Below are 16,112 nucleotides of genomic sequence, written 5' to 3'. Positions count from 1 at the left end.
GAAACTAAGTTTTGTACGTTAATTGGTCAGTTGTAGTTTTTTTTGCATCAAAGCTTGCCCACTACAACATTTCGCCTGTATAGAAAGAGCTTGGCAGCTTGTCGAAATCATATTCTTTAAGCTCTTCCAATGTGATGTTAGCGTGGGAACCTTCGTGAACCATAAGGTTGCTGTTTTCGCCAACATGAATTAATATCACCGGTTTATCGGTAGCAAAAGCGTAACCAAGTTCCCAAGCTGTTCCGCTGTCCGAATAGTTTCCATGATAAATGCCAACAACCATTTCAGACCATTTGATGTATTTGATATCTTTCATAAATGTTTCAATCGACCATTGACGTGAACCGACCTCAGCATTTTCAATATTATTTCTAAATGGGGAAAATACATTCAAGCCTTTATCGGCTAAAATCTTCTCAACCTGTTCAAGGACCGCTATCTCTTTATCATTAAAAAAAGGACTGGCTAGATAAACCCTTTTCATTTTCTTTTTGGCCTCCGTTACGATGTCTTACATTGCTGCCCACATTATTTCCAAGCTGCCTTTCATTAATGCAAATCTTTACCTGAAAGTGATTTCATTTGAAATAAGGAAAAAATCCAAAGTTACTGAATATATATCTATATATTTATGGATCTATAGTAAATCAAAGGAGTGATTGTTATTGAATATGCAGCTATTAAATTCGCTTGCTTATCGAAAGGTATTATTTTATACTTAACTGTAAATGTAAGCGCTTTATTTATCAAAAAAGTCAATCTCGTATCTTCTATGATGATCTTCTTTCAATCCCCTCCAAGGCACTTTTCAATCACTAACGTCTAAGCAAACAGTCCCATGATTACAGGTTGTTCTCTTTGTTTTGATCATCGCATACATTTTTCACAGTGAGGAGGCTGAGATATTGCGTTTAAAGCGACGTTTCAACAAGGATGATTTAGAATTGACATTTCTGGCTGTGCCTACCGTATTATGGTATCTTGCATTTTGCTATCTCCCGTTGTTCGGAATCATAATCGCCTTTAAACAGTTCAGGCCATTACCGGGAGCCGGCTTTCTCGGAAGCTTGCTTCAGAGCAAATTTGTAGGCTTAGACAATTTCAAGTTCCTCTTTGCGACACCGGATGCATGGATCATGTTCCGAAACACTATTCTATACAATATTGTGTTTATTGTATTAGGCACATTTGTCACTGTCGTATTGGCTCTAATGATCTCCCAGCTGCGTTCCAAGAAGATGCGTAAGATCTGCCAGACGTCCATGTTTCTTCCGCACTTCCTTTCCTGGGTAGTGGTGAGTTATTTCGTATTTGCTTTTCTGAGCACAGAGAACGGCTTGGTGAGCAAACTGCTCGAAATGACAGGGAGAGATCCCGTTCAATGGTATATGACGCCGGAGTATTGGCCTTACATTCTGGTGTTCGTATATTTGTGGAAGGCTGTCGGGTATGGAATGGTGATCTATTTAGCCGGCATATCCGGAATTGACGAATCATTGTATGAAGCCGCTATAATGGACGGCTCCACCAAGTGGCAGCAGGTAAAATACATTACACTGCCCATGCTGCAGCCCATCATTATTATTTTGTTTATTTTATCGGTAGGACGCATCTTTTCAAGCGATTTTGGCTTATTTTATCAGGTGCCGCGCAACTCCGGTCCGTTGGTTGATGTGACGCAGACCATTGATGTATACGTATACAAGGCTCTTACTGGCCTCAACAATATCGGATTTGCCTCCGCAGCCGGCTTATTACAGTCGGTGCTTGGACTAATTACCATTTTGATTGCCAACTCGATTGTTAAGAAAATAAACTCCGAAAATTCGCTATTTTAAACAGGAAGAAGGAAATTGAATGCAAATAAGTCGGAGAGAAATGACTGCAGTAGAGAAATTCAACCGTATATCCGTACCAACCAACATCGTCTTCACTGGCTTGTTTATTATACTTGCACTGTTGTGCGTGATTCCCGTTGTTTTTGTAGCTATTATTTCTCTATCGTCCAGTGAGTCTATAGAGAAAATAGGATATAGCTTCTTACCGTTGGAGTGGTCTATAGATGCATATTCCTACTTGTGGCGCGAACGCCTTTCCATCGGCACCGCAACGTTTGTCTCGATTTTTGTAACGGTGGTCGGAACGATTGTCGGCCTATACCTCAATGCAACCATGGGCTATGTGTTATCCCGCCCAACCTTTAAATTGAAAAAGTTTCTTACATATTTTATTTTCATTCCTATGCTTTTTAGCGGCGGACTGGTTCCGTCATACCTGATCAATACCCAGGTGCTGAAGCTTGCAAACACCTATTGGGCTTTAATTTTGCCTATTGCCGTATCGTCTTTTTACGTGATTATCATAAGGACTTTTTTTCAAACGACAATACCCGACTCCATTATTGAATCCGCTAAGATTGACGGTTCGAGTCAATTGAGAATCTTCTTCAGCATCGTGCTGCCACTCTCTCTGCCGGTAATGGCAACCATCGGACTGTTCCTTTCCTTTGGCTATTGGAATGACTGGTTCAGCGCTATGCTGTACATCCAGTCCAGTCACCAGGAGTTGTATCCTTTGCAGTATGTACTGATCAGCATTGAGAGAAATATGGAATTTCTGAGTCGCAGCGCCCAGTATATGTCGCCGGACAGCACAGCTGCCAGTCTTCCGGCCGAATCCACCCGAATGGCGATCGTCATGATTGTAGTTATTCCCATTGCACTTTCATACCCGTTCTTTCAGAAATATTTCATCTCCGGCCTGACCATTGGAGCTGTAAAGGGATAAGCCTTCGAAGAGGCGTTACCCGGGATATTCCGGTGAAAATATATTAGGAGGTTGTTTATGAAAAAAAGAGTGTTAATTCTGATTCTGGTAATTATCTTCATAGTAACGGCATCGGGGTGCAGCACTGGATCGCAGCAAGATGGAGCAAAGAACGGGAACAAACCTATAGAATTGATCTGGATTATGGGCGACCCGGGCAAGGTTCCCGTAGATCAGGCAAAAGTTGAAGAAAAGCTCAACGAGATATCCATTCCGGCAATCAACGTAACTGTAAAGACTCTGTATTATAATGATGAAAAAACCAAACTCGCTCTTTCCTCCGGCGAAAAGTTTGATATGGTGTTTACTAGCGAATGGTTCAATAACTTTGCAGTGCAAGCTCAGGCAGGCTACTTTGCAGACATCACCGACAAAGTAAAAGAGTTGACCCCGAAGCTTTATGAGACTATGCCTGAAGTGGTATGGGATGGCGCTAAAATTAACGGCAAGATTTATGCTATTCCGGTTAAGAAGGACTATGCCGCAGAAATATTCTGGAGATTTGATAAGGCTCTGTTCGTAGATGAATTGAAGATGGAAGTCAAGGATAAGATGGACTTCTTTGAGGTCGAACCGTTCCTCAAGGCGGCTAAGGATGCATGGAAAGCCGGCAATAAAGCTGCTGCCAATGCGGAATACCCCCTTAAGCTGACTAAGGCCGGTCTTTCTGGAATAGATAGCAGCTTCGACATGATTAACCGTGACGTTATGCTCGGTATTCCGTATTCTGCGATCGGAACTGCCGACGAAAACAAAATTGTTATTACTTATGAGCATCCCGACCTCACCGACCGTCTTACAGCTCTGCACAAATGGTATAATGCCGGTTTCATCAACAAGGATGCAGCTACCGTTGAAGACGTAGGCAAGTACTCTGCAGTCAAGAATGGCCAAGGCTTTTATGGAGCGGATGCGATCTGGTCCGGCGGTGACGGATTCACCCAAGTGATCTCCAAATACAGTGGTCCGTACCTCTCGACCGCTTCCATCCGTGGTTCTATGAATGCTATTTCTGCTAGCTCCAAAAATATCGACGCTGCTCTCAAACTCCAAGAATTAATAAACACCAATCAGGAGTATCGCGACATTCTCCGTTATGGCGTACCGGGCGTTCATTGGAACAAGAATGAAAAAGGCCTTGCCGTCAAGACGCAGCTTGGCCGTGATAACTATGGTCCGTGGCCCTTCTCCCAAGGTTCTTATTCTCTAAGCACAGTGGAGGCTTCTGAAGGTGTGGAGGCGGACCCGGATATGTGGAACAAAATTTTCGACGGCTATAAGGATCTGAAAGCTACCAAGTCTATAGGTTTTGCTTTCGATATCACCAATGTATCTGCCCAGGTTGCCGCCGTAAAGGTTGTTGCAGATAAGTACAAAACCGGACTTAATACCGGAACGCTTGATCCGGCGACTACATTGCCGAAGATGATGAAGGAACTGGAAGCCGCAGGCATCAGAGATATCCAGAAAGAAGCCCAGAAACAATATGATGCTTACATTGCAGGTAAATAAGCCGAAATTTTAAAAAGGCATTCGTTCCAGTTTGTGCGGAAGGTTAGCGTTATTGTTGAAGCCGGTTACGATATAATTTTTATCGTAATCGGCTTTTTTTCTTCGGGGCAAATCTTTCTGATCCGAAGAAACTGTTAGCAGGCACTGGAAAGCGTATGCGTCACATCAAAATAAGGACAGTGGGGGGGTTATGATGTGCGTTCACGCAGATGTGTTAGAACAGCCCTCTTTGATTGTTTCCTGTGCAGCAGTCTTACAAAAATATTGTTAGACAAAAGTGAAACGATGATAAAGACAGTACCGAGAATATCAAACACGGTTATACCGTTCCCTTGAAAAATCGACACGACGAGGGTCGTAACGGGAACAAAGTTAATGAACAACAGCGCATTTAATGGCGATAATATACTTACACCGACGTTCCAACCCAGCAAAGCTATGACGCCAGGGAAAATAATCATAAACAATAAATGCGGCCTCACCGCTCTGATGCTCTCTTCCGACGGGACGGATATGTATCCGAACAGCGATGCCCCTGCCGTAATAACAATGGCCGTGCTTGTTCCAAGCAAACAGCTTAACGTTGAATACCGCAAAGCGGACCAACCGCGAAACTTACTGCCGCCTATCGTGTAAATGACCCATCCGATCACTGCAATAAAAATAAGCATCGAAGGTACAAAATGATCCGTTGCGCCAAGAAATGCTTGAATATCTCCTTTTGTGATGACTAACATAGCGCCGACAAAGGATACGAGCACACAACCTAATGTGAATAGATGAGTGCGTTTTTTAAAAATCATCCATCCGATCAAAATAGAAATCATCGGCATCAGCGACTCCATAATGGATGCAACCATCACACCCGGTTTGCCTAACAAATCTTCCCCCCAGAAAATAAATAGATTATAGACTGTAAAAGCCATTGTACCGTAAAACCATAAGTGAAGACCTTTACCTTCGAATCGAAAAGCTTTCTTTCCTTCTTTCCATAATAAAATCGCTATTAAGATCAATGTAACGGATCCATAACGAATTATCGTAAAGTAGAAAGGATCAATATGGCTGAAAGCCGCATGGGATACAGGAAACATCGCTCCCCACGAAACCGCGGCAATAAAACATAGAATAGCCCCCAACAATGCGTTATTTCTCAATTCCCTCTGCCCCCTCTTCATGCTGACTTAATCATCATCTACATTTTCCGCCATCTTGTAAAACGAATAATATTAATGATTTACATCAAAATTACTGATATCATAAAAATAAAAATAATAGGCGGGATCATCGTGGAGTTTAAGGATTTGGAAATATTTCAAATGGTGGCGGAGAAAGGAACGATTTCAGAAGTAGCAAAAGAGTTAAGTTACGTGCAATCCAATGTTTCAATGAGAATCCAGAAGCTTGAACAAGAACTGAATATTCCATTGTTTAACCGGCATCGTCGAGGGATGAGTTTAACGCCGGAGGGGAAAAAATTATTATCGTATAGCAAAAAAATTTTATTGTTAACCGATGAAATGAAAAAAGCCGTTCAAAATCAAGATGAACCGTCCGGAAAATTAGATATCGGAACCGTTGAAACTGTATTCCATTTGCCCAAAATTTTATCTGACTTTATTAAAAAGTATAAGAATGTTGACTTGTCGGTATTTACCGGTGTGACGGAGACATTAGAAGAAGAAGTAGTAAATTATAGATTGGACGGAGCGTTCGTTACAGAATCGGACTTTCACCCTGATCTTGTATCGCATGAAGTGTTTCGGGAGGAGCTAGTTTTAATTTCGGATATGCACGCCTCCACTTTGGAAGAGCTGAAGAAGGAGCCGGTCTTATGCTTTAGCGAGGGCTGCGGATACAGAGCGCGTCTTAAAGCTTGGTATAAGGATCAAAACATCTCACCGCAGAAAGTGTTGGAGTTCGGCACATTAGAAACGATCTTACAAAGCGTTGTTGTTGGATTAGGGGTTACTTTCGTTTCAAAGTCGGCAGTCGCCCATATGGAACAAAGAGGACTTATCAAATGTCATTCTCTTCCGGAAAAATACAGTAGGATCAAAACCGTTTTTATAAGAAGAGCCGATACTTACTTAACTTCAACGATGGAAAAATTTATCGAAACAATCGAAATGAATAAGCGTGGAGCCCTCGAAAGCCAAAGATGAGTATTTTCATCAATGGCTTTTTTTAATTGCCCAATCCTGTAAATAAAAAAAGCATAGTGAGGAAAAATTAACTTCAATTCTTTATATAGGTACATGAAATTCGCGGAGGTCTTAAAGATGGAGAAACAGTTAATGGAACTGTTGGAAGGCCGCAGGGAGGAAATGATTCAAATTCGCCGTCATTTGCATGAGAATCCGGAGCTGTCGTTTAAAGAAGAAAATACAGCACGATATATTTTAGATTTTTATAGTGGGAAGGATGTTGAAGTTCAATCTAATATGGGGAACGGTTATGGGATCATCGTAACCATTAAGGGAGGAAAACCGGGGAAAACGATCGCTCTTCGCGCTGATTTCGATGCTTTGCCCATAGTGGAAGAAACGGAGCTTCCTTTCAAATCAAAAAATGAAGGCGTCATGCATGCGTGCGGACATGACGGACATACGGCTTATTTATTAATTCTTGCTGATTGTCTTATTCAATTAAAATCGGATATTCCGGGCACCATCAAAATTATTCATCAGCATGCGGAAGAAGTGCCGCCGGGCGGGGCAAAAAGCATTGTAGAATCAGGGGCGCTTGATGATGTCCAACATATTTTCGGCATTCATTTACTGCCTATGAATCCGGCAGGTGTCGTAGGGTATCGCAGCGGTTATTCCATGGCCGGCCGAGCATATTTAAAGGTTGGGATTCAGGGTGTCGGCGGACACGGGTCTTCTCCGGATAAGGCAAACGATGCTATTGTTGCCGGCGCTTATTTTGTTACGGCCGTCCAAACGATTGTTAGCAGACGCTTGAATCCGTTCGATATGGGCGTGATTACTATTGGCTCCTTTGACGGAAAGGGGACCTTTAATGTTATTAGGGACCGTGTGGAGCTTGAAGGCGATATCCGATATATGTCGGAAGAAACGAAGGTAATCATCGGGCAGGAGTTGCACCGAATTGCAGGCGGGATTGAAGCTGAGTTTGGCGTTCAATGCGAGTTGACCTTTGCCCCTGATTACCCGCCGCTTTATAATAACCCGGAATTGACGGACTTCGTGAAGATGTGTCTTGAGGGTGCGAATGACCCGGATATTAAAGAAGTGGTAGAGTATCCGATGATGTCGCCTTCCGATGATTTCGCTTATTATTTGGAGAAAATCCCCGGCTGCTATTTCTATATCGGCTGTACGCCAAAGGGGGTAGACAAACCGTATTTCAATCATAATCCGAAATTTGATATTGATGAGGATGCTCTGATTGTAGCTGCTAAATCGGTAGGATATGTAGTTTGCGGGTACTATAGTGAAAAAAATTGAACCCCATCGGTGACTTATTTCGTATAACTATTGCCGGGTAACCAAACATTATGTACATATGACTTTGTTGCCGGACTATACTTAACGTGCTGCAGAGGGGAGAATGTAGTTGGAGTCATTGTGGTTGGAGTACGCGTGGGCTTTACTGATTCTTATCGGTTTGGAAGGACTGCTGTCGGCTGACAATGCGCTCGTGTTGGCGGTCATTGCGAAGCATTTGCCGGATGACCAAAAGAAACGAGCGATCAGCTATGGAATCATTATGGCCTTTGTCTTTCGTTTTGCCGCGCTGTTTGCGATTTCCTTCATCGCAAATGTGTGGCAGGTGCAGGCGATTGGCGCAGCTTATCTTCTTTACTTAGGTATAAAGCACATTATCCAAGCGCGTTTCGGTAAGAAGAATGAGAAAATCCACAAAGATCAAAAGGAAGAAGCGGCAGGGAAAGGCTTCTGGCCTACAGTAGGAAAAATTGCGCTTGCAGACCTTGCCTTTGCAATTGACTCCATTCTTGCCGCTGTAGCGCTTGCGCTTGGACTCCCGGATTCGCCGTTGGGCGAGTTCGGCGGTATGGACGGCGGACAATTTGCTGTAGTGGTGCTTGGCGGTATTGCCGGCTTAGTCCTAATCAAATATGCAGCGACTTGGTTTGTAAAGCTGCTTGGCCAACGCCCGGCGCTTGAGACGACGGCATATGCAATCGTTGCCTGGGTTGGGGTAAAGCTTGCCGTCATTACGCTTGCCCATGAGGATATTGGAGTTTTGGATCCTCATTTTCCCCATAGCACGGGCTGGACTTCCGTCTTCTATATAGTCTTGGTGGCGATCGCGCTTATCGGGTGGTTTGCACCCGGCAACAAACCTTCCAAGGCAAGCAATGCCTAATGATTGCCGAGGTGAATGTTTGATTGTAAAGGACTTCTGCGGAGGTCCTTTTTTTTTATTTGGGCTTCCGGAAAGCACTCTATTGCTTTCTATGTAGGCCGCTAGTTTTATTGTATAATAGATGGGTCCAGCGGCATGAAGCTGCTTGATCGGACTCGATAACGACATTTTTTTTGGGGGAAGCTATGAATCCTAGGCAATTGAATTACATGATGCCTGCCGAATGGGCAAAACATACATGCACTTTTATATCTTGGCCGGTAAAGGATTCTATGGTCCATCCCGAGCATTATGAGCAGGTAAGCGAAGGATATAAAGATATCATTGAAGCAATAGCGGAATTCGAGCCTGTTGTGGTTGTCGTTAACCCGGATGAGCTTGAAAAGATCAGCGCGCGATTTGCCAATGACCAAATTACATGTCTGCCTGTTGAGCATAATGACGCGTGGCTGCGCGACAACGGACCGACGTTCGTAGTTAACGAAGCCGGAGACATTGCGGGCGTAAACTGGGGCTTTAATGCATGGGGAGGCAAATACTCGCCGTGGGACTTGGACGATGCGGTAGCCTCGAAAATTTTGAAGCATGTCGGCGTTCAGCAGTTTGATGCGCCGCTGATTATGGAGGGAGGCTCCATTCATTCGGACGGTGAAGGAACGGTGCTGACGACAGAGGAATGTCTACTGAACACGAACCGCAATCCCCGGATGACTCGTGGGCAGATTGAAGGCCATTTGCATGATTTCATAGGCGCCGAACAAATAATATGGCTGAAACGCGGGTTGAGCGGCGATGAAACGGACGGTCATGTCGATAATGCAGCTTGCTTTGCGGCTCCCGGCAAGGTGATTATACAGGTATGCAACGATCCGTCCGACGAAAATTATGAGATTACACGGGAAAATCTGAAGATTCTTGACGAAGCGGTAGATGCCAAAGGCAGGAAGCTGGAGGTGGTTCCGATCGAACAGCCTCCGAAGACGTTGTACGATGGACAAAGGTTGACGCTCAGCTATCTTAACTTTTATTTTGTGAACGGCGGAATCATATTGCCGGTATTCGGAGGCGCGGCTGAGGAGACCGACCGCAAGGCGCAGCAGGTGCTAAGCGAGTTGTTCCCCGATCGGAGAATAAGAACTGTGAACGGCATGGCGATCATTGCCGAGGGCGGCAACGTCCACTGCACGACGCAGCAAATGCCGGCAGGACGCTCTTAGGATGAACAAGTTTGAATTTCGAAGAGGAGGAGAAGCATGAGAAAGGTGAAAGTAGCGGCTACGCAAATGAGCTGCTCTTGCGATAGAGAGGAAAACATTCGGAAGGCGGATGCTCTTGTCAGAGAGGCTGCCCGGCAAGGAGCACAAATTATTTTGCTGCAGGAGCTGTTCGAAACTCCTTATTTCTGCCAGAAGGAAAAAGCGGATTATTATATTTACGCTTCCGAGCGGGATGAGAATGCGGCGATTCGGCATTTTCGGAAGGTGGCCAAAGAGCTTCAGGTGGTGCTGCCGATCAGCTTTTATGAGAAAAAGAACAACGCGCGCTATAATTCCCTTGTCGTTATCGATGCTGATGGGGAGGTACTGGGCACATACCGTAAGAGTCATATCCCCGACGGTCCGGGTTATGAAGAGAAATTTTACTTCAATCCGGGAGATACGGGATTTAAGGTGTGGAAGACGCGGTATGCCAAGATCGGCATCGGGATATGTTGGGATCAGTGGTATCCGGAGGCCGCGCGCTGCATGGCTCTGATGGGAGCCGAGCTATTGTTCTATCCTACGGCCATCGGCTCGGAGCCTCAAGACAGCGGAATCGATTCGAAGGATCATTGGCAAATTTGCATGCGCGGACATGCCGGCGCGAATTTGGTGCCCGTGATTGCGTCCAATCGGATCGGCGTGGAAACGGATGATGATTCAAGCATTACGTTCTACGGCTCGTCCTTTATCGCAGGTCCGCAAGGCAATATGATCGTAGAAGCAGGCCGTACGGAAGAAACAGTGTTGACAGCTGAATTCGATCTGGATCAATTGGAAACGCAGCGGATCGAGTGGGGAATTTTCCGCGACCGCCGTCCGGATCTCTATAAAGTCATTACAACGTACGATGGGGAGCAAAGGTTCGACTGAGAAGTCGAACCTTTTTTTGAGTAACCTTTTTCTTCCTAAAGCGTCTGTAAGATATGAATTTACGATAGGGGGAATACTGTGCTGAAAAAATCGATACTCCTTGCTGTATTACTGGTTATGGCGGCTGCCCCGTACAATCACGTTCCCAAGGCGGACGCGGCGGAAACGCGGTACGACGGTACCGGCAGCGCCGAACAGCAGAAGGCATTGGACTATGTCAACATGCTTCGCCGGCACATGGGATTGAACGAAGTGAGGCTTGATCCTGCGCTCGTTAAGGCGGCGGTAAATCATGCACGCTATGCCGACGCACATTTTACGATCAAGTCCGAGGGGGACTTGTCGGCAGAGGAGAAGGGCCTTGAATTTTACACCCAACCTACGCCCGGAGAGCGGGCCGCTGCGGCCGGGTACAGCGCGGGAAAGCAAGATATTATGGAAACAACGTACATGAAGGAACGCGCATATGAACAGTTTGATATGGCGTATGAAATTTACGAGCTGTCCTTGGTTCATAATCGCAGGGAAGTGATGCTGACCCCTGCCGTGACGGCGGTCGGCATCGCCAGGGTCGGCAAGGCAACTGTGATCGTGGGCGCTGCCGAAGCAATCTCGAATGAGAATGCGCCGGTCGCGGCAAGTGTTTTCCCATACGACGGAATGAAGGATGTTTGGCCGGGCTATATCGAGGTATCAAACGGGCTAAAGCTGATTCAAGGGGAAGGTACGACGATATCGGTTTTCAGCAATCGGCGGGATGTATCCGATATACAGGCCTCACTAACTACTCGGGCGGGGAATCGGCACATCCGCATTCCGCTTGAAATTAGAGAGCTGGAATCAGGCTACGGCTACGTGCTGACCGTACAGCGTCAGCTCCGCGGAGACAGGGAATATACGGCGGAGGTTTCTTTCCGGTCGGGCGGCGAGACGCTGAGTAAGCAATGGACCTTTCGGACGAACGATTTTCAGTATCCGTTGAACCTTGACGACATGCCGCTGATGACGGCTCCGCCGCTGAACAATGTTAACGGCCGCTATGAAGTGCCGATGCGCTACCTGTTTGAACTGTTTGGAGCCAGAGTCGAATGGAATAAGGATACTCAAACCATCACCGCCGTTAAGAACGACCTGACGCTTCAAATGACGATCGGCAGCCACACCGCCTATATCAACGGTCAGGCCGTCGAACTGGACAGTCCGCCGCGTCTTAACGTGTACACGACTTATGTGCCGCTTAGGTTCGTATCGGAAGCGTTCGGCTACGATGTGCACTATGACCCGGTCCGGGGTTCGGTGGATATTTGGACCGGTATGATGGAGCGGCAGTAACAAACTCACAACGTTTGTCCGCTGTCCACCGTAATCAGTTGTCCCGTCATCGCTTCTTGCTCCAAAGCCGCACAGACCATCCGAGCAATATCCTCCGGTGTTGAAATGTGCTGCAGCAGCAGATTCGGGGCGAGCCTCCTCATTTGTTCCTCCCTTCCGGCCCACCATCTTGTCGCTACGGCTCCCGGTACGACACAATTCACGCGAATATCGGGAGCCAAGGCTCGCGCTAACGATTTCGTCAGGCCGTGAACCGCAGCTTTGGATACCGCATACGGAAGGGAGGAGCCTAACCCCGTCTGGCCCGCAATGCTGCCGAGATTGACGATCGCTCCTTGTCCGCCGGCTTTCATGAAAGGGGCGACGGCCCGCGCGCAGTAAAACATCCCTTTGACATTCACATTGTAAAGCTCGTCCCATACTTCTTCCGTCGCCGCTTCAAGGTCGTCGAACGAAATATGCCGCGTGATGCTCGCGTTATTTACAAGCAAATCGACGGTCCCGAACCGCCCGACAACCGTTTCAACCATATCTCGCACTTCCTTGTCCTTGGAAACATCGGCTCGTACCGCGATTGCGCGCCCGCCTTCGGTATTGATGATTTGCGCCGTTTCTTCCGCCTCGGCTTTCGAACGGGAATAATTCACCGCAACGGCCGCTCCCCGCTTAGCCAGCGCAAAGCTTACGGCTCTGCCGATTCCGGTGCCGCCTCCTGTAACAAGGGCCGTCTTATTTTTTACATCCATATCGTCTCATCTCCTAAGTTACGCCATGATCGATCTATGAGCATTGTATATTGCCGGTTACGATTTGTATAATTGAATAAATTAAAGATTTGGTTCAAAATTTTTGAACGCATGCGAAACGGAGACAACAAATGGATCTAAAAACACTTAAGTCGTTTCAATTGGTGGCGAAGTACGGGAGCTTCATCCGCGCAGCCGATGAGATGAACTATGCCCAGTCCACCATCACCATGCAAATTCAGAAGCTTGAAGCCAACTTGGGCGTTCAACTGATCGAGCGGGGCAAAAAAATCCGATTGACGGAAGCGGGAAGGCTGTTTTACGAGCAAAGCTTGCAAATTGTAAAAAATATGGAGCGTTTGCGGGAGAGCATGTACGATTATCGAATGGGAGAAGCGGGCGATCTTCGACTAGGGGTGACGGAGCCTACCGCGAGCTATCGGTTGCCCGATCTATTGAAGAGGTTTCTGTCTCAATATCCGAAAATTCGCATCTCCGTGGACATAGCCAATACAACGACGTTGAGCGAACGGCTTCTCAAAGGGGACATTGATGTGGCACTCTGTTCGGCGCCGGATTTCGGTTCCGATCTATTTTTTGAACCGTTATTTCAAGAGAAGTTTGCGGTCTTGCTGCCGGAGAACCATCCGTTAGCCGATAAAGAGGCGATTGCCCCGGACGATCTGAGGGGATACCGTCTGCTCATTACTTCCGCGACGTGTCCGTACCGCAGAAAACTCGAGACGGTACTGAAGGAATCGGGAAACAACTCATTGGACACGATGGAAATCGGAAGCATGACGGCTTTGAATTATTACGTCGAAAGCGGATTGGGGATTGCGCTTGTACCTAAAATATCATTGGAGAAGGCGTTGCCCCCGGAAACGACGGTACGCGCAATGAAAGGGAGTCCGATCGATATGACCTTCGGCATTCTTTGCAAAGCTTCGGAATATCCGTTGAAGCCGGCAAGCGCAAAGCTTTATGAATTTCTCAAGCAGGAGCTCATTTCCTTGTCGACTTGATCCAAAATCCGCCGTGCAATTTCTTAGGCTCTACTGTCGTTACGAAAGCCTTAGGTTCGATGCTTAGAATGAAATTGTACAATTTTTGCTCGTTTTTACGCTGCGCAAGCACATCAAGAATTAACCGGTCCCCGTCGCGGCCGCTGCCGACCCAAGAAGTCACGCCGTATCCGTGGCTTCTTAGATGATAGGCAATATTGCTGGCAACATCGTTAACGATGACCTTCAACGTAACATAACCGAGCGCGAGCTTTTCCTCGATCCAGGCCCCGACTAGAACGCCAAGCCCATAGCCAAGCGCATAAACTGCAAGGCTGACCGGTTGATTCAAATATTTCAGTACCATATTCAATCCCACTACATAAATCGTGATTTCCAAGATGCTGATTGCGGCGGCAAAATATTTCCGGCCCTTCAACGTAAGAATCATCCGAAGCGTGAAGCAGGAAACATAAACAATTTGAATGGTAAAAATGCTGATCAAAACGGTTAACACGACAAAATCCCCTTTATGTACGGAAAAATCGATCTGCGTTAAAGCTTAGGGTATGTATTTTTGGAAAAGATATCAGAAAAGCGATCCGCAACATTTTTTCTTGTGAAAATAATCACAAACAAAGTCGTCCGAAAATGCTATTCTACAGGAACCAATCATGAGAAAGGAACCGACCGCAAATGCGTGGAATGCTTCAAGGCCCAGGGGCTGTTGGATGAAGAGGCCGGAGCGGTGGACGATGTAACAACCGAAGAACTGTTAATTCTTTACGCTCAGTAGGATAAAAAAAGGGTACCCCGGACGCAGCGTCGGTACTCTTTTTTTTAATAAGTTTTTGACGCTTCGGCTTCGTGATAGTATCAAATCTTGATCTTAGCGGCACCGCTAGACTCAAATAACGATATTATTCCTCCCACCGTTCCCTAAAGTGCGATATATGCGAACCAATACACTCAAAAAATGATCTTACATCCGCAGAACTTGCTTGTAGACAGCCATTAAGCTCAGAAATTGAAACTAACTTGTCGGATAAGCCCAATTTTTGAGCATAAGCATATGGCAAATCTATAAACGGCTGTTATCACGCCTCCGGACGAATCTGCATAGGATGGGTACTAACCTAAACGATAGGAGGGCTCACCATGCCGGTTTCCACTAGAACTCATGTTGTGTACACGGTTCGCCCAGGCGACTCGTTAAATACGATTGCCAATCGGTTCGCAACGAACGTTCCTGAAATCGTTCAAGCGAATTCCCTATATCCGCCTATTACGGAGCCTGATTTGATCTTTCCGGGCCAAAAGGTGCTCGTTCGCTTGCCGGGCATGTCGGAGCATAGTACCGTTGTGCATCAAGTTACCGATGGAGACACGTATTATCGACTCGCGGAACGTTACTCCGTCGGTCTTGAGATGCTGATCGCCTTAAATCCGACACAAACGCCGGATATACTCCGGGTCGCGCAATGGATTTATATTCCGGCTTTCGTGTATGAGGTAGAGCAAGGGGATTCCTTATTCCGTATTTCCCGCCGCTTCGGGGTGCCGATGAGCGCGCTCGCGAGAGCGAATCAGGGCCGCCCCGGTTTCTCGCCCGATCTTATTTATCCGGGTTTCCAATTGATCGTTCCGCTTCCGGTTTCTACGAATTTAGCGGTGCTCGAGCCGCTGCCCGGCGCCAGAATTGCGGAGGGACAGCTGCTTTCAGGGATCGCCCGCGCGTTTGAAGCTGTGGTGCTGTACCAAATTCGGGACGCCGAGGATCGGAGCGTGACGAAAGAAAAGGCGATTACGACAACTGCCGGTGCGCCGCAATTCGGCCGGTTCAACGTCCAGCTGAAGCTCGACGAAAAGCCGGCGACGTCATCGGGCACATTGATGGTGTATACCCGCAGCGCCCGCGACGGATCGATGCAGGATCTTGTCGAGGTTCCCGTGCTGTTTTGATAGAAGACCGAACGCTCGTTTGCGTTGTGAAGGGGCTTTTGCAAATCGCAAAAGCCCTTAAGCCGTTGAAAGGAACTTTAAAGCTTAAACTTTAAACTCTAAACTTTAAAGTTCGACTTTTAAAAGGGAAACTTTAAAGCTCGAACTTCATTTCCATCCCTGCTTCATAAATGCGAAAAAATTCCTTCGCTACCCCTCAATACAACATCGACTCTACGAATCTATTAATAAATTCAATAGGT

15 protein-coding genes are annotated in these 16,112 nt (G+C 46.5%); 11 read left to right on the top strand and 4 right to left on the bottom strand.

Annotated features, from left to right (window positions below):
- Positions 1-61: 61 nt before the first annotated feature.
- The gene (locus tag PT964_RS23875) at positions 62-484 is read right to left on the bottom strand and encodes a nucleoside 2-deoxyribosyltransferase (protein WP_274365873.1); all 423 of its coding nucleotides are present in this window, start codon (positions 482-484) and stop codon (positions 62-64) included.
- Between the two features lie 421 nt (positions 485-905).
- Here PT964_RS23875 and PT964_RS23870 point away from each other — a divergent pair, with 421 nt between their 5' ends.
- Genes PT964_RS23870 through PT964_RS23860 form a run of 3 tightly spaced genes read left to right on the top strand, consistent with a single transcriptional unit; the run spans position 906 to position 4,338 of the window.
- Positions 906-1,838 carry an ABC transporter permease gene (locus PT964_RS23870; protein WP_274365872.1) on the top strand — a complete coding sequence of 311 codons (933 nt, stop codon included), beginning with the start codon at positions 906-908 and terminating at the stop codon, positions 1,836-1,838.
- 40 nt (positions 1,839-1,878) lie between these two features.
- Positions 1,879-2,787 carry a carbohydrate ABC transporter permease gene (locus tag PT964_RS23865; protein WP_274365871.1) on the top strand — a complete coding sequence of 303 codons (909 nt, stop codon included), beginning with the start codon at positions 1,879-1,881 and terminating at the stop codon, positions 2,785-2,787.
- A 57-nt stretch (positions 2,788-2,844) separates the two neighbouring features.
- On the top strand, positions 2,845-4,338 hold the full coding sequence (locus PT964_RS23860; RefSeq protein ID WP_274365870.1) for an ABC transporter substrate-binding protein: 1,494 nt from the start codon (positions 2,845-2,847) through the stop codon (positions 4,336-4,338).
- Positions 4,339-4,526: 188 nt separating this feature from the next.
- Here PT964_RS23860 and PT964_RS23855 read toward each other — a convergent pair whose 3' ends face one another.
- Complete coding sequence (locus tag PT964_RS23855; protein ID WP_425262792.1) at positions 4,527-5,516, bottom strand: DMT family transporter; 990 nt, start codon at positions 5,514-5,516, stop codon at positions 4,527-4,529.
- 111 nt (positions 5,517-5,627) lie between these two features.
- Between PT964_RS23855 and PT964_RS23850 the strand changes: the two genes are divergently transcribed.
- From PT964_RS23850 to PT964_RS23825, 6 genes are all read left to right on the top strand, one after another.
- Positions 5,628-6,503 (top strand): LysR family transcriptional regulator, encoded by an 876-nt coding sequence (locus PT964_RS23850; protein WP_274365868.1) that lies wholly within the window; start codon positions 5,628-5,630, stop codon positions 6,501-6,503.
- 117 nt (positions 6,504-6,620) lie between these two features.
- Positions 6,621-7,811, top strand: a complete 1,191-nt coding sequence (locus PT964_RS23845; RefSeq protein ID WP_274365867.1) for an amidohydrolase — start codon at positions 6,621-6,623, stop codon at positions 7,809-7,811.
- 109 nt (positions 7,812-7,920) lie between these two features.
- A complete protein-coding gene (locus tag PT964_RS23840; protein ID WP_274365866.1) occupies positions 7,921-8,694 on the top strand; it encodes a TerC family protein in 774 nt (257 codons plus the stop codon).
- Between the two features lie 185 nt (positions 8,695-8,879).
- Positions 8,880-9,911, top strand: coding sequence for an agmatine deiminase family protein (locus tag PT964_RS23835; protein ID WP_274365865.1), 1,032 nt, complete (start codon positions 8,880-8,882; stop codon positions 9,909-9,911).
- 36 nt (positions 9,912-9,947) lie between these two features.
- Positions 9,948-10,826 (top strand): N-carbamoylputrescine amidase, encoded by an 879-nt coding sequence (gene aguB / locus PT964_RS23830; RefSeq protein ID WP_274365864.1) that lies wholly within the window; start codon positions 9,948-9,950, stop codon positions 10,824-10,826.
- A 78-nt stretch (positions 10,827-10,904) separates the two neighbouring features.
- The gene (locus tag PT964_RS23825) at positions 10,905-12,158 is read left to right on the top strand and encodes a stalk domain-containing protein (RefSeq protein WP_274365863.1); all 1,254 of its coding nucleotides are present in this window, start codon (positions 10,905-10,907) and stop codon (positions 12,156-12,158) included.
- A 5-nt stretch (positions 12,159-12,163) separates the two neighbouring features.
- On the opposite strand, the gene PT964_RS23820 is transcribed toward PT964_RS23825, so the two are convergent.
- On the bottom strand, positions 12,164-12,904 hold the full coding sequence (locus PT964_RS23820; RefSeq protein WP_274365862.1) for an SDR family NAD(P)-dependent oxidoreductase: 741 nt from the start codon (positions 12,902-12,904) through the stop codon (positions 12,164-12,166).
- A gap of 131 nt (positions 12,905-13,035) precedes the next feature.
- Here PT964_RS23820 and PT964_RS23815 point away from each other — a divergent pair, with 131 nt between their 5' ends.
- Positions 13,036-13,929 (top strand): LysR family transcriptional regulator, encoded by an 894-nt coding sequence (locus PT964_RS23815; protein ID WP_274365861.1) that lies wholly within the window; start codon positions 13,036-13,038, stop codon positions 13,927-13,929.
- On the opposite strand, the gene PT964_RS23810 is transcribed toward PT964_RS23815, so the two are convergent.
- A complete protein-coding gene (locus PT964_RS23810) occupies positions 13,910-14,425 on the bottom strand; it encodes a DUF2179 domain-containing protein (protein WP_274365860.1) in 516 nt (171 codons plus the stop codon). The two genes, PT964_RS23815 and PT964_RS23810, sit on opposite strands and share 20 nt — an antisense overlap.
- Positions 14,426-15,066: 641 nt before the next feature.
- On the opposite strand from PT964_RS23810, the gene PT964_RS23805 reads away from it, so the two are divergent.
- Positions 15,067-15,870, top strand: a complete 804-nt coding sequence (locus PT964_RS23805; RefSeq protein WP_274365859.1) for a LysM peptidoglycan-binding domain-containing protein — start codon at positions 15,067-15,069, stop codon at positions 15,868-15,870.
- Positions 15,871-16,112 lie beyond the last annotated feature (242 nt).

The organism is Paenibacillus thermotolerans (genome assembly GCF_028745515.1).
Classification (GTDB): Bacteria; Bacillota; Bacilli; order Paenibacillales; family YIM-B00363; genus Paenibacillus_AE; species Paenibacillus_AE thermotolerans.
Note: the sequence above shows the minus strand (reverse complement) of the source record. Positions and strands in the feature narration are given on the sequence as shown.